This window comes from Bartonella rattaustraliani AUST/NH4 (genome assembly GCF_000312565.1).
Taxonomy (GTDB): Bacteria; Pseudomonadota; Alphaproteobacteria; order Rhizobiales; family Rhizobiaceae; genus Bartonella; species Bartonella rattaustraliani.
The window spans coordinates 1-20,166 of sequence record NZ_CALW02000076.1 but is presented as its reverse complement, the minus strand read 5'-3'; the positions used below and the strand labels follow the sequence as shown (position 1 = coordinate 20,166).

Genomic DNA, 20,166 nt, shown 5'->3' with positions numbered 1-20,166 from the left:
CCCTTTCATAATGATTATAAATAAGAAGGATGACTTAAATGAATGAAGAAAAATTAACAGCCTCAATAGAAAAAGTAAGTTTATTTGAACAAGCTCTATTATCAATGCGCATACAAAGGCTCGTCAATATACAAGACCTCTCAATTTATCTTGGAATGTCTATGACATATATTAGAGAACTTGTAAAAGCTGGAACTTTTCCTAAACCAATACAAGAAGGGCGATACTTAAAATGGGATATCGTGGAAGTTGACCACTATATTGAAAGAAAAAAAGCCGAAAGACACTCTGTAGAGTGACCACCACTATCGTAAACAATCAACAACCAATCACAAAAGATGACCACTGTTCTAAAAGAACACGACGCTGCTCTAAAAAATCAGTCCTCATATAAGCTTTTGTGACTGAATTCCCTACTGAATGAGACAACGTAAATTCCGCAATTTCAAAGGGTGTTGACGTTGTCTCTGCTATCCAGTCACGAAGACTGGATCTAAATCCGTGAGGTCGATAAACAATGCCTCTATCTTTCATAAATTTAGAAAGCGTCATATCAGATATAGGCTTTCCAGAATTTCCAACAAACAAAAATCCATTTTTTTCGATCCTTTTTGCTTTTTCAATGATAGAAAGCGCCTCATCTGTAAGTGGCACACGAAAATCAAAAACCTTTCCAACGAGCCCCTTCATATTTTCTTTTGGAATTGTCCATATTGATTCATTAATCTGCTCCAACCTTATATGTCTAATTGGCATGGAACGAACGCCTGTTAAAATTAAAAGCTTTAAAGCTAAATTGGATATAATATGATCATCCAAGCCCTGATAAAAGGCTGGAACTTCTTTCCATGGCATGGCTGGAACATTTTGAACATTTTGAATAAATTTTCCCAATAGAGCCTTTGCTTTTGGTACCAATTGCATATCCACGTCTATACCACGTGCTGCCGCATGTTTTATCGCAATATTCAAACGCGTTAAAGCCTTGCTTGCTGTTTCGTTTTTGGTTTTCCAAATAGGGGATAAGCATTCTTTTATATCAATCTGCGTCAATTCAGTAATTGCTATATCTCCAATTTTAGGAAAAACATGCAATGTAAGAGGTGTTAACCACCTAGCTGCAGTTCCTTCATTTTTCAATTCGCTTTTTTTGGTCTCAAAAGCACTTAAAACGATTTCTCTTAAAGAAATACTATCAAACTCCTGTCGTAACTTGTCATTTTTCCTTTTACGAATTGGGTCAATACCTTGTTGCAACAGATCACGGCAAGCTGTAGCCTTAAGCCTTGCCTCTTTCAAAGATACAACACTACAAGAGCCTAATCCCATTTCACGACGCTTTTTATTGAAATCAAATCGAAAGACCCACCGTCCTTGATTCTGTGCGGTTTTGATAAGCCATAACCCTGCCCCGTCCGCATATTTACCTTTGGGCAAATTTTTTACAGATAAAGCGGATAATCTATCACGTGTTCTTGTTCTCCTAATCACTTTTTAAACCACCTTTTAAACCACCTTTTGAATTTCTCTTTTGACAGATTCATCAGATATCAAAGTCGTGTATAAAAGACAATTAATTAAATAAAAGCAATTATTTATAAACAAAAAAAGATAAACAACAACACCATATGATATTGTAGAAATATCTATAAATGGTGCATCTTTTGGGCACCATTTTACTTTTTGTTCCTTCTAACATATTTATTTTATTATCTTTTTTAATGGTGTAGGAATAAAATTTTAAACATAGCATTCCATAAATTATATTTTGGGCGCATGTTTTAGAGAAATTTGACCATTCTCAGGCACACACAAATTTCCTTGAAACAACCCAATAGAAAACAATTAATAAGAAAAGCTGAAGATTCTGATGAAAACGATTCACAAAATTATTTTCCATTTCATTTTACGAGCATCTATTTTTGTAGCTTTTTTCTTTAAAGCACAAATGAGCGATATAATGGTATAAACTCTTATAATCTTTCTCCTCTGTCACACTCATCTTCTATGTAGCCTCTATCGCCATTTTGTATCATTCATCTTACGCTAAAATCTTGCATGAATATGCAGATAAAAAATTACAGAAATGCGGGACCCATATTCTGAAATCTTGTCTGTTTATCCGTGGCTATTGGTTCATCTTTTCGATCGCATCGATTACTCTTTTTACGGCATTTGCAACCAAAAACATCGGCGCCATATTTAGAGTACCAAAATGCTTCCGTTAGCTCTACCTTTCACAGAATAAGACACTAGATCTAAAACTATTACTAAGATCTGGCTTATTTGAAGATGTTGTAATCAATATTTTTACATGCTGTTTTTTTTAATGCACACCATTATTGATGGTAGGATTGAAAAGACTAAAAAAAGACTCTGATTAAATAAGTGTATCCAAATTGGAAGTAAGCGGCCTTACTCAATAAATGTTTTTTCATAATCAAAACATATTCATTTCACTATGTTAGCGCATAATAGAAGGCTGAAAACACCTTTTAAGGACAGCACAATTGTGCCTAAGCCTCAGCACTCTTTTTGTGCTCTTGATTTGATGAAAAAGGCCAAATCCTTGATGAACCACCAATCTAAATCTTCCCGCTGATGACAAAGGAAAGCACTTAACCCTGCAACACGAACCATTTATCGCTTATTGCAAGACGCGCTAGTATTGCGGGATGTGCTCATCTATCCTAGTGAACGGGCGTCCGAAATTTCTCGACAAAATATTCGAATATGTCGCTTTTATACAACCGGAAACCTGCATGACAATGCCCTTTACCCGATAATCGTTGGCTCTACAGGTTTTATAAGTCTTCATTCAGAGCGACAGGCAGCGCCGACAATGTTGCGTATTCCTTTTATAGAGATAAAATCAAAAGTATTTATGCCACCTCACGGATGACAAGCATACTAGAAATAGTGATATAAGAAGAGCTCCCCTTACAAAACCCATTCACCGCAATAACAATAAAACAACAAAAACTCTAAAGAAACAAAACACTTGAAAGATATATTACACACCCAGTAACAAGAGTATCCTTCCCCTTCTACTCACTGTCTTTCTCGTCAAATTTATATGCTCTCTTTGAGATCACATAGCCATTAAATCTACCACTACACGAAAGCATACAATAATCATAATCTTATAAACTTATGCTTTTGCTATTTTCCTGAGGTTTTTCAAGTCAATACAACACATTGATTCATAAGTATTATTTGTCATCATTTAGTTTGAATTATAACCCCGAATACCGATAAAATTCTTTCATTTCAAACTTACTTATGTTGAGTCAATTTTATTCACTTGACTTGTACCCCATAAGCGGGATTGACATGTGGATAAAAATGAGAAAAGAAAGGAGGAAAAATGCCTTTCATGAACCGCCTGCCTGCAAGGGTTATCGCAACTATCCATGAGTTAGTAGATATATTAGGAGCTGGTAAAGAGAGTGATGGTGCCGGCTTTTATCTTCATAAACATAAAGATGGTGAGCTCCATGGATTTATCATTACCACACAATCGCGAAATGGACTCAGGTGCTCAGATGTCTCTTTAAACAAGCCTGTGAATATGCAACACGGCAACGTTCTGTTTTACGTGAAGGACGTTATCCCATTCATGCCATAACTTGATGAGAACCTTTAACTTTCTTAAACTTATTGTATCACCCAACGAATGGCCATTATTGTGCAAACACCAATGCAAATGAACCTCATACCGCCCTCAAATTACGGCAAAAACGACGCCTACTCTACGACAAAATAACGAAGCGAATCCCTTAAGTTTTCACGCTTCATGCTGGCTCAATTTTTTCCCAATAAAAATTGACCATTGCACCGATCATACCTGCAGACATGCTGATGATACCAATCCCTATAAGAGCAGTTTGAATGTAAATTATATCTATAAAACCACCACCTATGAACCCCACAAGAACCGATGTTTGCAGAATAAATATGTAGGCAGGCATTTGTTGTTTACACAGTCCTTGAGGGATATGCTGCATCATAAAGCTGGCCATAAGCGTATTTTGCACACCATTCGCTATTCCTATCAAGAGGGCTGATAAAAACATGAACTTAACATTTATAGTACTTGCTAAGCAAAATACCCCAAGCCCAATCAATGTGGCAGCGAAACATGCACATGGTGCATAACCAAAGCGCTTAAAAAGCTCAGCAAAAAGGAGAGGACCCAAAACAAGACCGACACTCACAGCACTCACAATAAAACCATAAACTGTAGCGTCAAAATGAAGAACTTTGCGGACATAAACAACGAACAAAACCCCTTCCGCTGAAACAAAAACGATTGTGATGATCAGTGGGATTAACACAAAAACGATCGCTTTTTGACCAAACAGTCCCACAAGGTCGAGATGCTTTTTAACTTTCTTTTCTGCATCTTTATTGCTAGAAGCATTTTTGTTTTTATGTCTTTCTTCTGCTTTGAGCTTTTTGAGACAGAATTGCATAATAAAACCTGAAAGCAAAACTGCTATCGCCATCCATATCATTCCGTAGGTATTTTGGAAAGTGTTGAAAAACACACTTCCCAGTAACGGACCACCAACATAGCCAAAATTGCGCAAACTTTGAACAATGCGGTTAATCCAATCCAGATGCTGTTCACTTTCGGCAAAATCAGATATAATCACGAGAACTGCCGACCACAACATTGAAAGAGCAGATCCTAAAACCGCAGCGAGAATAATGTAAGCCCCAAATTGGCTTGAAAATGCAGCAAGAGCAATAAGAACCGCTTCACTATAAAAAACAGTCTCTATAAGTTTAAAAGGCCAAAACGATGCAATAAATAAGGAGCAACAAAACTTGAAGCAATGCCACATAATAAACCTGTCGACAAAAGTGCAGAGACAAAGCTTGTTCTCTCTGCCAGCCGCAAAGCGAAAGTAATTTGTGCTGCTTCATCGGAAAGGCTTGCAAACGTTAGCATAAAAAAAGCGCAAAGCTGGAAAAAAGGCTGAATTTTATTCTTGGCATAGTGCTCCCCATGATGCCAAACATACAACAAAATCTGAAAATATCGGCTGTTCAATTTTTGACAATTCAAAAATGAAATTGACTATGTTTATTTTTATTCCCAGAGAAAATTTATATAAAACCGCATGGTGAACGGGCTATAGGGCAAATACATAATAACCGTTTGTAGATACCAAAAGCTCTTTTAATGCTAAAAATGGTATTCCCACAAATAATATCTCCCAAAATAGCACCCATTGTAATATAACATAAGGTGAAAATTCTATAACATCTTCTCTTTCTGCCCCCTCTACTGGGGGGGGGGACGTGCCCCCCCAGAGAATATATTGTCATCATTAAGCATACCACAGCCAACCTCTTTATTAAAAGCATCATTTTTAAAGAGTGTCCCAAGCACTAGTAACTGAAATTCATCATCAGGTCTCAAAACCGTCATCCCAGAAGACAATACCGCATAAGCTCTTCTAAGAGGCATATGAATCATCTTTTTGGCATATTCCTCATGTTTTCGCCAATCATGAAACTCTTCTCAATGAACAGCAAGATTTATTATGGTAGCCAACGTCATTCTTCTAAACGCTCCGTTCTCTCTTTGTACTTTCCCTGTGTTTCTTGAAAGCAGCAGAGCACCCATTAGTCCTGTTAAAACAATCAGCGACGTCATTACAATAAAAGAAACAATAAGGCCTATGGCAGCAAGTCCTCCTGAAACTAAGCCAGAAATAGCTTCAGCACTATTTGCAAACGTCGAAAAGGCACCAAAATTTTTACCGATATTCTCCTTTTGTGAATGTGACTGAATAATCGTGACCAATGTTATATAAACCCATGCCCCACATATCCCTAATAGAAAAGACAGTGGTAAGAGAAAATAGAGAGAAAAAAATGTACTCACAGACATCGTGAGTATGAAAAAACCGTAAAGAAACCAGAGCCACATCAATTTTGGGGGAGACCTTCGTTTTATAAACCATGCGTAAACGAATCCTCCTATAATCGTACCCACTGCCATTAAGGAAAAAAGAAAGCTCGTAAAAATCTCCCCCTCTCCAGAAATGACTGCCACTGCTGGAATAATAAATCGCAAAACAGAACCAGTGAATAAAATACACAAAGCAAAACCAACAATAGCAACAAAAAGCCCATAACCTAAATAATACATCTGCCGAACAGAGGAGTAAGTTTCTTAGTAGACTTGCCGAAGACGGAAAGAAACACTGCTTTGCTGTTGAAAATCTCCTATCGTTATCAGAAAAAGGATTGAGATAGAATACGTCAAACCATTAAAAAACAATACCCAAGCCTTATCAGCAACAAACAAAATGAGGGAGCAAATGAGTGGACCAATAATGGAAGCAGTTTCTTCTGCTACATGTGTTATACTATTAGCACGCGCTAAGTCTTTATCAGCAACAATCTGAGGAACGGCAGTCTGAAAACTCGGTTGAAAAAGAGCCCATCCAATCGTTGTTACAACAGAGGCAATAATGAGAATGAAAATATCGGCTCTTCCACTTAAATAAGTCAAAAAAAGAAGAAAAGAAACGAAAAGACGCCCCCACTCACTGAACAATAAGTTCCTTTTCAAGCAGCCATTATCCGCCATCCAACCGCCCACAGTCCCAAAAAACAGAAACAGAATAAAACGAAAGAAATAGACGAGACCCGTGAACAGATAGTTATTTTCCGTCACTTCAAGGACAATAAAGACGAAAACCACTTCATAAGCGTAATCGCCAACTTTAGAAATAAACAAAGAGGACAGCAATGAAGGAAAATTTTTAATCCATAACCGGCTCATGACCTTCCAACTCTATACTGAAACGTACCGCTCCAAGAGCTGCTCCCTCTCTGCCAATTCACTTATCTTAAACATAGTTAGTGGAACAAACATCCATTTTTTTGATAAATAGTGACTATTCAATAAATCTCAGAAAGCCTTATAACCATAAAAAATCCTGTATTGGTTTTCTTCACAGAAGAATTCTTTACAGAAAAGATCACACAAGAGAATTGCCTGATAACATTTTTGATAAACGACGCTAAGATCTAGAATAATATCAAACATAAAGCAGCTCTTTTTTAGCAATAAACCTCCCTGTATTATCAAGCTGCTTCATAATAAAATGATTCATTGCGACCTGATCAGCTTTAAGCATAAGCCAAAACATGATATTAGTATACCAGTACCACCCAAGTTTTGTGAGATAGATATTACTGTCATCTTCAATAACAAGCTGCTTATCTTCAAGTTGATGAATCTTTTCCTGCAAAGCAAATGGTATTTCACTCATCATAATCTTTTCTTTTTCTATTACACCATGATAAGGTCGTCTTAGGATAATTGGCTTCATTTCATCCAAAATACTTGGATGCTTACTAATTGTTGAAGGAACAATATTATTATTAATAGCATTGATGTACTTTTGTCGACTAGATGTATTCGTAATAACATGTTCACGAAGAGAGGATACAGCATTAACCCCAAATCCATGTAAATCATGATCAAAATAACCGTACACATGTTCGTGGTAAATAAAGCTATATTCACTTGCCACTACAGAATGATCGACTCTCTTTATCCTGACATAACCATGGCCATTGTGTGGCATAAATCCTTTGCTACGCATATAAGCATCAACCAACATGTTCATTGTAAACTTCCTGGTTGCGGTTGTAGAAGGCATGCTTCGCTCTTGAATTGATTTGTGAAGTCTTGCCTGCATCATCACATTATCAATAGGATAAATATCGACATTTGAAGTTCCGAGAGAAACTGCTTTCTCTAGATCCTTTATAATATCTTCCTCATCTTGGCCGTTCATGCCATAAAGAATATCAAACAAAACATTTTTAAAGTTTTTTGTCAGGATTTCAGCCGCAAAATGAATTTGTTCATATGTTGATGTTAAATGAAATAATTGACGCCTGTAGTGTCAAAGGTTTGTAGACAAAGCCTATGGGACACCCCCATGTCCTTCATTACAATAACCTTCTCTTCTGTCAGACTTTTAACTTCTATTTCAAACAAAAATTCACAGTCCGATGACAATAAAAAATGCTTTCCTATCGCTTGCCCAAACTGAAACATATTATCAGGAGACAAAAGATGAAGGAGTGCCACCTCCAAAAAAATCGACCTTACAGGAATAGCGTGATAATCATTAAAAAACGATTTGATCTCGATTTCGCGTATAACAGCTTTTGTATATTTATCGACGATCTGGCTAGCTTTATATCCACCCCGAACAAAAGGACAAAAACTACATATTGTTTCGCAGAATGGAATATGAAAATAGAGAGCCCTCGATGTTATCCTAGAATTACTAGATTTAATAACCTTTACAATATGTTCCCGAGAAATATTTTTCCCTTGATTAGGAAAAAAAATTATATACAGGAAACTGATCATCAAATTTGAAGATACCATTATCTTTTAGATTTCATTTCACCCCTCCCCCACATAATTATTTTTTTAATATTTATTTAATAATATCGATATGACTACCGCACTCTGTATAACGAACAGAGACTTTTGTTGCTGAGACAAATCTTGATTCAATTTCTTGAACGACAGAAACACATTTTTCACCACACGTTAAGCAGAAAAATACCTATCACCCCTTCTCCTCCTAGAGTAAACATATGACAAAAAGCCGATAATATAAAATTTTATTTTCTCAAGCACATTAGCAAAAAAGTCTGAATTCCCCCTTCATCCTTAAGAAAATTCTCATTGTTAAAGATGATATCTAGAATATAGTGGTGACCTTCACCCTTCATAATTTCCCCCTTTGAATGAACAAAACTATAACAAAAAAGGGCAGAAAACTCTGTCCTTTCACAATTACTTACCAACACACTCCGTTGAAATCACATTTCCCTGATGGAGCTTCTGTTACAAATAGTTCAATTGCATTTTCCATAATAAACCCATCCTTGTGAAATTTAAAATGACCATTAAACTCAAATAGCAATATCTTATTTCTAAAACAGCAAAAATTATTTTTTAGAAATTGAAAGCTACGACAGTAAGTCGCTGAAAAAAGAATACTCTCATAAATTTTCTTTGCATGCCCTTAATCAAACCGCAGACAGATCATTGTATTAAAAAGTTCTTATTGCTTTTTACACAAGATAAGACAGAACAAATTTCAATAAAAAACGCTAAAAACTATACTTCCCCCTCCCCAACATTTTGCAATTCTTACAACCATTTTAATCAAATACATGCACAATAATGATGCCTAATGATTAACTTTTTATAATATTGCTTTTCATGAGCGTAGCGTTTTCTTTGTTATGATTGCAATAATGCTGATTATGGCAATCATGCTCTCTATTTCACTAAGGATAATGAAAGATGCCGTTGTAAGCATGTGTTTTTGCTATTTTAATATTGGTTGACTTGGCTTGCCAATTCTCTTTCTTTTTATGGAGATCAAGCTGCTAAAGTAATCTTTGTTGCTTATATAGCAACTCTCTTTTCGGTAATTCTGTCGGGGTGAGCGTATTAACAAGAGAGGCTGTTTTCTTGAAGCGCGTGATAAAAACTTTATGTTCTCCGCCTGTCCTTGCTCTTCTTACTGGTCTTTTAATCATGCCCTATATGAACAGCGGCTTGGAGGCTCTTCTCGCCTCCCTTTATATGACAGCCAAACCAGCCATGAGCGCATTAGGAATGCTTATATTGGGAATTTGGATGGGGAATGTAAAAATATCATGGCTCGATTTTAAGCAGTCTATTGTATTTACAGCTTATAAATTTTTTTATTCTGTGCTCATATCTATTTTTGTAGCCTACAGCTTTTACGCACAAATAGATTTCATAACCAAGAATATGCCAATTTTATCTTTTATAGAGCTGTTGCCGCCAGCGGCGAATATCATTGTTTTAGAAACCTATTATCTCAAAAGCGGAAGATCAGCACCTAATTATAGCAACGGGAACAATCATCAGCCTTATCTGTATCTTCCTTTACACACTCATTCATCATGTCTATTTTAAATAATAGCAATTATATCAAGCTTTGAGATAAGTCTTTTTTCGCTCAACACATACAGGTTGTTGTTTAACAACCAATAAGCTCACGCAGAACTTTGATCTCTCAGAAAATCCTATTGCTTAGAGTGAGAGTAAGAAAATATACAAGGCGCATTTCATTATTAAAGCCGCCGATAACATATTATGTAAGCTCATTGGTTGATAATGACAACTCGTGCAAACCAATCAATTGCAAAAATCTGGATTTCCTATAACCAAAAACTCCATACTTCAACTTTTCCAAGTACAGCGTTTTTTAAGAAAGGGGCATATATTTTAAGAGAAAAACATTTTTTATAGAAAGGCAAATCAGTTGGAAACAACAATCAATCGCAAATGCCTGGTTTTATAATTCCACACCATTTCGTGCAAAGAGCCAGTTCATTTCAAAGAGTAAGTTCATCTCAAACGAATGGCGGAGAGGAAGAGATTCGAACTCTCGAGAGCCTTTTGAGCCCTACTCCCTTAGCAGGGGAGCGCCTTCGACCACTCGGCCACCTCTCCAAGGAAGTGCATAAATGGTCTCAACAGAAAGTTCAAGACATTTTCGATTTTTTTTAAAAATATCTGAAGTTTTCCTTTTTATTTCATCAAATAAAAAGTTCAGAAATGAAAAATGTGCCTTTTTTACCACACTGCCTTGAATAGTACGTGAATATCCTTCAAAAAAGCAATTTCGTATTTGTATATCTCAAAAAGATCAGTATAGCTATAATTACGTATGCTGTATATTTTATTCTATCTTTTAGTTAAATTTCAGTTAATAATAATTCCTAAAAAATTAAACTATCTTCAGCGGAGATTCACTATGAATATTAAATCCTTGTTTTTAAGCTCTACAGTAGCTTTTTTAGCAGTTTCTGGGGCACAAGCTGCCTCCACAGCAATTGCAGAGCCAGAGCCTGTAGAATATATTCGTGTTTGCGATGCATATGGTAAAGGATATTTTTATATTCCTGGAACAGAAACATGCATGCGTTTATCAGGAAATGTTCGCGCTGATTTTCTAGGTGGTGACAATATTGACGCAACAACCGATGCTGAACTAAAGGATAAAAGAAAAACCTATGGTGCATCATCACGATTAACTCTTGTTTTTCAGGCAGCTTCTGAAACAGATTTGGGAACACTTCGTTCCTATGCGCGTATCTTTTCAGCCTGGGGCAATGGTAGTAATACAGACGGCGCAACACTTGCAGCGGCCTACATTGAACTTGGTGGATTTCGCGTAGGTCTTGATGACACTATTTTCAATACTTGGACTGGTGGTTATGGCAACGTTCTCAATGATGATAGCATAGCACCTGCCGGCACCACACGGACCAATTTTATTTCTTACACCTTTAGTGGTGATTCTGGCTTTTCTGCCATTATCGGAGCAGAATTAGGCAATGCTAGTGTTCCTAGCGCTGGCGCATTCTATTACCTCGATAAAAATGATACGATTGAGCAACTTCCCAACGATCAATTACCAAGTAAGAAAATAAAAGACTACACACCCAATATCGTTTTTGGTGTAAAGTTTATGCAAAAATGGGGCGGTTTCTCAACAGTTGCAGCCTACGATGCCTATTATAAAAAATGGGCTGGTAAAGTGCGTCTTGATCTCAATCTCAATGATCGTTTAAATCTTTGGGTCATGAGTGGTTACAAAAATAATAAAGACTACTATACAAAGGACGACGATAATGCACTTTCACGTGTCAACACCACAGTCTATGCAAACTGGGGAGGAGACTGGGCTACATGGGCTGGTGCAACTTACAAACTTACTCCAAAAACAAATTTGAACGCTCAGGTTTCTTATAGCGCCGTAAAAACCTTTGCAACTTCTGTGAATGTTCAATACACGCTGGTTCCAGGATTCGTCATTACACCTGAGCTAACTTATGTTTCTTGGAGTGATGATCGTACTTTCAAAGACGCAAATGGTGAAATATATAAACACGCTTTGAATGGAAAAAGTGCTTTTCAAGGTATGCTTCGTCTTCAACGCTCATTCTAATTTTCTTGGATAACATCTTTCAAAAAATTACATTTTTTAAAAACTGGCAGCGTATGTTGCCAGTTTTTAATTTTCGAAACCATTTATGATAATCATCCCCTATTCCCCCACATTATTTGCCGGTCTCTTTGACAAAAACCCGTTTATCCTTACAAAAAGATTTTAAAAATAAATCAAACGCGTGCTTATAAGCATTAAACTTTACAGCAAACATTCAAATAATGTCGGTCTTTGTCATCAAAAAACTTGTGATAAAACTACAAGAAGTTTGTGATAGAATTGCCCGCTTATCTTTCGAGAATAATTTTTAAATGCGCTAGATAGATCTTTAAAATATCAAAAAATAATCTTAATAAAAATAACGATACGAAAATAAAGAACAAAATTCTTTCTATTTTGGTGTTTTTGAAACAAATCAAAAATATCCGCTCTCAGACAAAAAGCTCTAAAAACTGTCCCTTTCTATTCTTTGCAATGTACATGCCTTGCTTGTGCTTTTCTTGGTAATCTCCCTTCTTGAGCAATCATTGTGATGAATGATATTTTTACACACTACAAATGAAATGGGGACAATTTTTACTTTTTACATCCCATGATGATAGGCAATGGATTGATCGCCACAGCTCTCTTTTCTATACAACTTAAGCACCACGTTTTTCCTATTCTTACCACCACAGCTTAATCTTACATCTCTTTTTTAAGAAGACGTGCTACATAGAATAAAATACGGAATTTAAAAGCTTATTTATTAAGACTATTTTTTGATTTATCTTTCTATAGTCTTTTCCCACTCATTCCTTGCTAGAGACCTCTTTATACGGAGATCATAAGTCAATTTTTGTTACAGAAACTGCCTCAAGAAAGGATAGAAAATACACTTCATAAAAATGAGGACTATAAAAATCAACCGATTGATTTATAAGAATAATCCGTTGTATTGTGTATTAAACGAAAATCTTCAATACAATAAATTCCCCTTCTCTCAAATTGTTTTTATGATAAGCCAACAAAAACCATTCCCTTTCCTATTACAAAAATGATCCATTCACGAATAAAATCGTTTTTAAAAATACCTGTTAGGAATCATTTTAATGCAAAAGCGATCATGAGATGAAAGGCTGTAAAAGAGAATGACGCTACGAGCGTATTCTTTGCATCATGAAGGAAAAAGACCGCTACACAATGCGCTTATATAACACATCTTCACGAAGACACCACCGTAAAACGAACTTTTTCATGTCATAAAAAGATCTTTTGAAAACAAGATATATACGCCAATAAAGCACATATGAATGAGCAACACCATAGTGCACTCTTGCTTTATTTCTTCCATGAGAGAATGCAAAAACCAACAGCATGAAAAAAGACACAAACATGTATGAAAGTTGAAATAGGCTGCATTAACTTGATGGAAAATATTTATCTACCAATGCATAAATAATGGCTGCTGTTTCAACATCCAGAATTCCATCATAACTTTCTTGACGAAAATGAAACTGAAATGCCCGAATTAAATTCTTATATCCAATTTCCGTATAGGCAGCTGAAGTATCATATCCATAACATTTCAATTTACCCAAAACATCCGATTTAAGAGGAAAACACTTAGAGAACTGCTCTTGATAATGCTCCTTTATTTCATCATCATACCATGCCCCTATACCTGCTACATAAAGTTCTTTCCATGGGAAAGCTGCGCCTGGGTCACTCTTTCTTCCAATGGCAATGTCACTGTGCCCGATAACATCCGTTGGCAGAATATCTGGATACCGTTGCAGAATATTTAATGCGAGTTCCTTAACAGCATCAATTTGTGTTGGATTATAAGAGGGAAAGACAAAATCCTCATTATTATACCCAACGCAATGAACCGGCTCCAGCTGAAGAGACGTACCACTCACATGGTTATCATCAGTCCACAAATCAACATCAGGCTGCAATGCACGCCCATTTTTAATTTCTGGATCTAAAACATGGACATCCTTAAAAATGTTCTCAACATATGTTTGCTCTAAAGCATCAGAATGCCCCCTTGCTAAATTAACGATTTCAATCCCGATAGATGTATCATTGAGATTACTACGCCCAGCCCATGAACTCACACCGGCATGCCAAGCACGTTCTCTTTCATCAACCAGATTAAAGATACGCATATCCTTAAATCCCGCTTCAAGATATGTCTGGTCCGAAGGATCAGGAACAAGATAGTGAGCACTCACCGCTTCCCCTGTAAGAGCCATAACCGATTCTTTAAAATTAATGGAAGTGTAATGCATGACCAAAAAACGAACACGGCGGTTAAAGCTCTTGATAGAGCGATAGCTATTGTAATCAATCTGATACATGAAAATTTTCCTTTTTATCCCACTTAGGCCTACCACCGCACATCAGGAAAAAACCGTAGATAAAACAAATATTGAAACGATCTTTTTTAAAACTCTTGTAAGATATTCCAACCCCTCAATATCAAAACAAAACCCTGTTTAAAATTAAACAATCAAAAACGTCAAAGTTACGCTCAACGATCTATATCCGCTTTCAAAATCCCTATAACTCCTGATTTTGAGAAGATTTCCAGAAACCTCTAGACTAGGCATTTCCTCAAATAAATATCTAAAAAATTGCCAATCGAACAAACATAAAAACAAAGAACGAAAGCGCATCAAATATGTCTTTGCCTCTTACACGCAAAACAAATCTTTTTTTGATCAATCTGCATGCAATCGCACAACATACCGAATTATTTTATGGGAATTTTGTGGCAATTTATTGGCAATCGCCTGAACAATAAAATATTGATGATAACACCTTCAGTGGCATATTTTTCAACAAAACCTGAACTTTTTCTAACCATAACACTAAGAATTTCGAATCCTTTTATTTCGCTATAAAACCGTTATCGCCGTCACAGCCTTCTTAAAAAGAGATTCACGCGCTTTGTAATCTACACAAACAAAAAATTTGCAAGGGGCACTTTGCTTCCCTGCTTAGATATAATTGGTATATGCAGATCATTTTTATAAGAACTCCTATAAATATTTGTTTGCAAAAAAGTAAGGCTGTAATCTTACGTCCCACCTTTGCAGTTTCAATCCGTCCAGCGCTTTCAAAAAGGTCAAACAAAATAGACCAACATATTTTCATACAAAAACTTGCGTTGCAACCGTGATCGGGACCACATCAATAATCCATAATGCAAGCACACCAAAATTGTGAAAACCTGCTTCGACTTCTCAATCATTGTGAGAAATTTTCTTAAAATGATTTTGAGAAATTGATTATTTTCTCACATCATATTGAACTTATTGGTAGAATACCCAACCAACAACCATATTACGCGCATAAACATGTCTATCCAATCACGGCGCTAAATAAAAACAGGGAAAAGACATTAACAGCCTCCTCAAGCCTCTATTTTTCTAAACCGTATCAGTGTTTCAAAAGATACCATGAGAATCTTATCTCATATAAAGATGAAAAAGCTTTCCCAGATCAATAATTTATCTTACTAATCATCGATTCGCAAACAAGCCTCGCTTTTGTACAAATAAAGAACAAAGAAATAGATACAGGTTTTTAAAAGCAGTTTTCTGATTTATAATAATAGTTTTCCGTGAAATAATATTGACTAAGCCATTTTTTCTATATCACTTATGGAACAGCCACCTTCTTCTCTCCAACCAATTCCTCCATAGGTTCACGCAATCAGTACAACTGAATCTACTCTAAAAACCATCAACACAACTTCACAAACCTCTCATGCCCCCCATCACAAGATCATACAAAAGCTTTTTTGTTCATAATCGATCGATCCACTCTTCAATGATTGCATTTGTCATCACAGGATTATCATCCCATAAACGTGTACCAGCACCAGAAATAATCTTATATTCATGCTTCTTAGAACAGCTTCTCGTTTGATTATCTATCGTTGCAAGTTGCGACTTTTCACCGACCAAAGCCAAAAACTTTCCAGTGTACTTGATAATCTCATTTCTAGCATCCATTTCCAACAAAAACTGAAATCCTTTTGTCATACGTTCAATTGCTGCTTTTTTTTGCACCTCAGGAACCTTCGATAAAATTCTTTTGTTCACAGCTCCAGGAGGACACATAAAAACATTAAGTGCTTCTAGAGCACCGGATAAATCTTTATTTTTCAATAAATGAAGAATATGCCCAAGCCGTTGTTGCAAAGGCTTGTCTGGATAACCTGGCGCATTCACAGCAAGCACAGCGCGAACATTTAGAAGCCGCGCTGCCAATATTTGTACCAACATTCCAGCCATAGAAAACCCCACCAAGACTGAAGACTCTTTCAAATGTTTTTCAAGTTTTTCTACGATAAAAGGCAAAGCTTCTACGGCAGTGTTATGACCAAAAAAAGAATAACTAGGGAAAAGAGACATTGTATCCAATACAGTTATTTGGAAGCCCTTTTCCGAACATAGCTTTGTAAATGAAGAACAAAAAACACCGTGATCCCAGCTTGGCATCACCGGAGAAAGAATAACGATACGGAGGCTCATTCACCTATTCCCCCTATAAAAGAGCGCATCCCCTACCCCACCCTTTGTTTGCAAAATGAAATGATAACAGAAACTGATCCATCAATGATGTATCCCTCAACAAGGGCTCTAAAAACAGAGATATATTGCAACTCTCTCAAGCATAAATCCCCCCGTAACAAGAACCCCTAATCCCCAATTGTACACAATATTAACCAGCCCCGATATGAATCAACCACGACAAATTCTAATCATAACACTGCACGCCACTAAAACTCCCCCCCAAGCTGCAATCACTTTCACTCAAGCACAATAACACCACAACATTTACGCACATGTTCTCTTTTAACCGTCTCACTCAATCCATGTCCAAACACATAAAATCACGTGCTTTGTAGATATAAATGATAAACCCTAGCAAACAACACGCAGCCAATAAAGTTGCCATAATCTGCGGATCATGTCCAGATACCTTTCCAATGACTGCAGCGCTCAAGGCAGCACTTCCTAATTGCAAAGCCCCCATAACCCCAGAAGCTTGTGGATACGAAGAAATAGCCAATGCTATCCTCAACGACAATAAAAAACCATTACCAAAAGTAAGAATAATAATGGCGATAAAACTTGTCATAAGTGGCCATGGGCTTACATACATTTGTAACCAAACAATAAGCCAACTATCACAAAAATAATATATCCACACCATACAGTTTTTTCCATAGATTCTCGCTTGAAAAACCACCGTGCCACAAGATTTCCCAAAATATAAGGAAGAGCAACGCTAATATAACTATAGCCAATATGTAATATAACTATAGCCAATATGTATGGCGATAATCCAAAAGTTGTAAGTAAAAAAGGAGATTCTATAAATATAAGCAAAATAGACCAAATAAGAAAAACACGGAATGAGTGCATAAAAAACAAACTGTTTATTTTTAAAAACCCCTAAACACCCCTTCACAACCCCAAAAGGAGAAAAGCGCTGACGCCTTTGAACAGGAACTGTTTCCTCGTAACACAAAAAACACAACAAAATAGTGAGAAGTATAAACAGGCTTAAAAAGATAAAAATGGCTTGCCAATTAAAAGCTTGTAACAATACCCCCCCAACCGAAGGTGCAAGCGCTGGAGACATTCCAATAAAGGGAAAAACAATTAAATAAAGTTCTCCTGCTTCCTTTTTATCCAATAAGTCATTGATAACAGCGCGACTTAACACAAGCCCTGCACAAACGCCAAGGCCTTGTAAGAAACGCAAAACAAGAAAAGTATGAATACGCACCGTGTAAATGACAATCAATGTCGTAAACAGCCATAAAAATAAGCCAAAGAGAAATGTTTTCTTCGTCCAAAATTATCACTAAAAGGTCCATAAATGAGCTGCCCAATAGCCAATGCAAACAGAAAAACCGCCATCGCACTCTAAATATGAGATTGCATCACTTGGTAGTATTGACGCATTTCTCCAAGTGCCGGAAGAAAAATATCGTTAGAAATCAGACCTCCTGTTGATAAACATATAATAAATATAATGAATAGCAGCGTATATTTATGTTTCATGGGAGAAAGCACATTTCAAAAATTAAAAAATATTTATTTTTACATGTGTAAATCTATTTATAATTTATTCACAAGAATTATATTAAGAATTTCCTTTATTTTATTTGAGAAAACTCGCCCTCTTGATACATAAGGCACGCTCAACAGGCAAAGAAACTCTTAGCGCTTCATTCTATAATGTCCTTTAAAGCATCCGCAAATCACAACTTTAACACTATCCGTAAAAGCCCCTAAAAGATGAAAATTCTCCTTTAAGAATATATTATTCAATCCGAAAATAGTACACTTGATTGTATTTATGTTGCCCTATACTCATCAAGATTCCCTCATTGATCTTATAGACAAAGACACTCTCACTCTCTGCTTATGACAACGACAGCAATCTCTTGACACTACTTTCTATCAAAACTGATTTACAGACTTAAAGAAAAAAAGAGGCTATAAAATCGCTCCTAAAATTATGCACACGGATATTGCGGATATTATTGTACAATACAGCATAAACAATATGCTTATAAAAAAGTCCTTATCAACACAAAGAATTGAGCAAAGGATCTCAATCCAATTCAATAATATCATAAAGCAAACTGTTCCCCTGCATCTCCCCTAAAATCTAAATTCACCTTGCACATTTTATGAGATACGCATTTTACACAACCACCACAAACTTAAATCCCTCAGCCATTGAATACAGTATTCAAATGCTGACTTTGTACCTCATATAGAAAGTGAGGATAAGGAGGGGTCCTGAATATAACAAACGAATAACGTACCAGTTATTTTCACCTATTGAAGTTATAGGAAAAACATACACTGAAATGACCTTACACCACCCGAAATATAAAAGCTTAGCTCTGATAAAGAAAAAGAAAAGTGTTGAGCAATTCATTGAAATGATCGCATATCCTTCAAGGTGGTTCTATAAAACCATCAATGAACTTAAATCTTTATGACTTTTTAAGCATTAAAGCTATTTATGGACTTTTAATAAAGAAATATTAAAAAAGCTCGATAAAACACTAGAAACAATAAATGCAAAGATAAAAAATTATCCTTTAAATTCCACTTTCTGAATATCTGAAACATTTTATAAGCAGAATAAAGGCAGCGATAAAGACATAATGGGTGAATATATTCTCACCGAGAATAAACCTAAAAAATGCGAAAGCAACCTTTATAAAGATACACCTACACCAGCCCCCCATAGCAGCTGCAAACGCAAAAGTGGAAACCTATAGCACTCGTGAACCAACGACAGTGCCTAACTTCATAGAAAAACAAGTGAACTTGACAAATTGCAGTATCGAGAACCTTACAAATTATGTCGTAGTACACAATGCCCCATCAAGCCAAGTTTGTCTCTCAAACCAAAGCGCTCTTACATCGTATAAAAAACTTGAGTACAAAACTAAAAAACAACCCTTGGAGAAAATCATAAAACTTTTAGATTATTGTCTCAAAGCTTTCTAACTTTTCTCTCTGATTTTGTTTTTTCTCAGTTCTTTTATTCTCTTGCAGGAAACTTAGAAAGTTTTTCCAGCATCATTTCAACACAAAGCCGCAGGAAAAGGAAGAACAGCTTGGAACACAGAGGTTTCTCCCTTTTCCTTTACCTCTCATAGTTTTTTAAATTGGATTTGGATATTGTTGATATTTATTTTGAAAAATCAAAATATTTTTCTCATTGTAAGATAAGTATAAAAAACTAAAATTTTAGTAAACATAACACTTTTAAATAAATAAAGTAATAATTATATAATATTTAAGTTATATATAAAATATATTTAAGAAATATCAGAAATTTTACTTTAAAACGAAAATTAATAAACTTTAATTTTAAAATATATAAAAATATTAAACTTCATAGTAGGATTCATTATTTTTAAATATTACTCTACAAAACGAGAAAAATATTTATTCCATTTCTCTATTCGTCATGAGAGTGTTTATTTCTTCATCAACTAAAATACTCGATGAATTGATGCTTTCAAGACTGGAATCATATGGGAAGACTTTGTCAAGAATGATCACCATCTTATTTT

15 protein-coding genes, 1 tRNA gene and 1 pseudogene are annotated in these 20,166 nt (G+C 35.8%); 7 read left to right on the top strand and 10 right to left on the bottom strand.

Annotation, left to right across the window (positions count from 1 at the left end; translation table 11 throughout):
• Positions 1-38 precede the first annotated feature (38 nt).
• Positions 39-299, top strand: a complete 261-nt coding sequence (locus BN67_RS10080) for a helix-turn-helix transcriptional regulator (RefSeq protein ID WP_019223959.1) — start codon at positions 39-41, stop codon at positions 297-299.
• Positions 300-318: 19 nt separating this feature from the next.
• Here the strand turns inward: BN67_RS10080 and BN67_RS10075 are convergent, their stop codons facing one another.
• Positions 319-1,491: a tyrosine-type recombinase/integrase gene (locus BN67_RS10075; RefSeq protein WP_019223958.1), complete on the bottom strand. Its 1,173-nt coding sequence runs from the start codon at positions 1,489-1,491 to the stop codon at positions 319-321.
• A 1,186-nt stretch (positions 1,492-2,677) separates the two neighbouring features.
• Here BN67_RS10075 and BN67_RS14335 point away from each other — a divergent pair.
• A complete protein-coding gene (locus BN67_RS14335) occupies positions 2,678-2,902 on the top strand; it encodes a hypothetical protein (protein ID WP_156791663.1) in 225 nt (74 codons plus the stop codon).
• A 465-nt stretch (positions 2,903-3,367) separates the two neighbouring features.
• On the top strand, positions 3,368-3,628 hold the full coding sequence (locus tag BN67_RS10065) for a hypothetical protein (protein WP_026088280.1): 261 nt from the start codon (positions 3,368-3,370) through the stop codon (positions 3,626-3,628).
• 166 nt (positions 3,629-3,794) lie between these two features.
• Here BN67_RS10065 and BN67_RS13010 read toward each other — a convergent pair whose 3' ends face one another.
• Positions 3,795-4,850, bottom strand: coding sequence for an MFS transporter (locus BN67_RS13010; protein ID WP_244427059.1), 1,056 nt, complete (start codon positions 4,848-4,850; stop codon positions 3,795-3,797).
• On the opposite strand from BN67_RS13010, the gene BN67_RS15065 reads away from it, so the two are divergent.
• Positions 4,842-4,988, top strand: a complete 147-nt coding sequence (locus BN67_RS15065; RefSeq protein ID WP_244427058.1) for a hypothetical protein — start codon at positions 4,842-4,844, stop codon at positions 4,986-4,988. The two genes, BN67_RS13010 and BN67_RS15065, sit on opposite strands and share 9 nt — an antisense overlap.
• Before the next feature lie 305 nt (positions 4,989-5,293).
• Here BN67_RS15065 and BN67_RS10055 read toward each other — a convergent pair whose 3' ends face one another.
• From BN67_RS10055 to BN67_RS15050, 4 genes are all read right to left on the bottom strand, one after another.
• The gene (locus BN67_RS10055) at positions 5,294-5,479 is read right to left on the bottom strand and encodes a hypothetical protein (protein ID WP_156791662.1); all 186 of its coding nucleotides are present in this window, start codon (positions 5,477-5,479) and stop codon (positions 5,294-5,296) included.
• A 54-nt stretch (positions 5,480-5,533) separates the two neighbouring features.
• Entirely contained in the window at positions 5,534-6,166 is a 633-nt protein-coding gene (locus tag BN67_RS15060) for an MFS transporter (protein WP_019223955.1), read from the bottom strand.
• A 24-nt stretch (positions 6,167-6,190) separates the two neighbouring features.
• Positions 6,191-6,805 carry an MFS transporter gene (locus tag BN67_RS15055; protein ID WP_019223954.1) on the bottom strand — a complete coding sequence of 205 codons (615 nt, stop codon included), beginning with the start codon at positions 6,803-6,805 and terminating at the stop codon, positions 6,191-6,193.
• A gap of 259 nt (positions 6,806-7,064) precedes the next feature.
• On the bottom strand, positions 7,065-7,850 hold the full coding sequence (locus BN67_RS15050; RefSeq protein WP_244427057.1) for a coproporphyrinogen III oxidase: 786 nt from the start codon (positions 7,848-7,850) through the stop codon (positions 7,065-7,067).
• Between the two features lie 1,688 nt (positions 7,851-9,538).
• On the opposite strand from BN67_RS15050, the gene BN67_RS13285 reads away from it, so the two are divergent.
• Positions 9,539-10,012 (top strand): hypothetical protein, encoded by a 474-nt coding sequence (locus BN67_RS13285; protein ID WP_051011293.1) that lies wholly within the window; start codon positions 9,539-9,541, stop codon positions 10,010-10,012.
• Between the two features lie 449 nt (positions 10,013-10,461).
• On the opposite strand, the gene BN67_RS10025 is transcribed toward BN67_RS13285, so the two are convergent.
• A tRNA-Ser gene (locus tag BN67_RS10025) sits at positions 10,462-10,552 on the bottom strand.
• Positions 10,553-10,856: 304 nt separating this feature from the next.
• On the opposite strand from BN67_RS10025, the gene BN67_RS10015 reads away from it, so the two are divergent.
• Positions 10,857-12,053, top strand: coding sequence for a porin (locus BN67_RS10015; RefSeq protein WP_019223951.1), 1,197 nt, complete (start codon positions 10,857-10,859; stop codon positions 12,051-12,053).
• Positions 12,054-13,453: 1,400 nt separating this feature from the next.
• On the opposite strand, the gene BN67_RS10000 is transcribed toward BN67_RS10015, so the two are convergent.
• From BN67_RS10000 to BN67_RS15340, 3 genes and pseudogenes are all read right to left on the bottom strand, one after another.
• Entirely contained in the window at positions 13,454-14,398 is a 945-nt protein-coding gene (locus BN67_RS10000) for an N-acetylmuramoyl-L-alanine amidase (protein ID WP_019223949.1), read from the bottom strand.
• Positions 14,399-15,850: 1,452 nt separating this feature from the next.
• A complete protein-coding gene (locus BN67_RS09980; RefSeq protein ID WP_026088279.1) occupies positions 15,851-16,582 on the bottom strand; it encodes an alpha/beta hydrolase family protein in 732 nt (243 codons plus the stop codon).
• A 337-nt stretch (positions 16,583-16,919) separates the two neighbouring features.
• Positions 16,920-18,124, bottom strand: a pseudogene (locus BN67_RS15340) (Bcr/CflA family efflux MFS transporter).
• A 728-nt stretch (positions 18,125-18,852) separates the two neighbouring features.
• Between BN67_RS15340 and BN67_RS15435 the strand changes: the two are divergent.
• Positions 18,853-19,077 carry a phage tail assembly protein gene (locus BN67_RS15435; protein ID WP_425277078.1) on the top strand — a complete coding sequence of 75 codons (225 nt, stop codon included), beginning with the start codon at positions 18,853-18,855 and terminating at the stop codon, positions 19,075-19,077.
• Positions 19,078-20,166: the final 1,089 nt, after the last annotated feature.

What these genes read in the sequence shown, in the direction of transcription:
- BN67_RS10055 (WP_156791662.1), bottom strand. Translation starts at nt 5,479, where the DNA reads ATGCCTCTTAGAAGAGCTTATGCGGTATTGTCTTCTGGGATGACGGTT.
- BN67_RS09980 (WP_026088279.1), bottom strand. Translation starts at nt 16,582, where the DNA reads ATGAGCCTCCGTATCGTTATTCTTTCTCCGGTGATGCCAAGCTGGGAT.
- BN67_RS10015 (WP_019223951.1), top strand. Translation starts at nt 10,857, where the DNA reads ATGAATATTAAATCCTTGTTTTTAAGCTCTACAGTAGCTTTTTTAGCA.
- BN67_RS15055 (WP_019223954.1), bottom strand. Translation starts at nt 6,805, where the DNA reads ATGAGCCGGTTATGGATTAAAAATTTTCCTTCATTGCTGTCCTCTTTG.
- BN67_RS10000 (WP_019223949.1), bottom strand. Translation starts at nt 14,398, where the DNA reads ATGTATCAGATTGATTACAATAGCTATCGCTCTATCAAGAGCTTTAAC.
- BN67_RS15065 (WP_244427058.1), top strand. Translation starts at nt 4,842, where the DNA reads ATGCCACATAATAAACCTGTCGACAAAAGTGCAGAGACAAAGCTTGTT.
- BN67_RS15060 (WP_019223955.1), bottom strand. Translation starts at nt 6,166, where the DNA reads ATGTATTATTTAGGTTATGGGCTTTTTGTTGCTATTGTTGGTTTTGCT.
- BN67_RS10065 (WP_026088280.1), top strand. Translation starts at nt 3,368, where the DNA reads ATGCCTTTCATGAACCGCCTGCCTGCAAGGGTTATCGCAACTATCCAT.
- BN67_RS10080 (WP_019223959.1), top strand. Translation starts at nt 39, where the DNA reads ATGAATGAAGAAAAATTAACAGCCTCAATAGAAAAAGTAAGTTTATTT.
- BN67_RS13010 (WP_244427059.1), bottom strand. Translation starts at nt 4,850, where the DNA reads ATGTGGCATTGCTTCAAGTTTTGTTGCTCCTTATTTATTGCATCGTTT.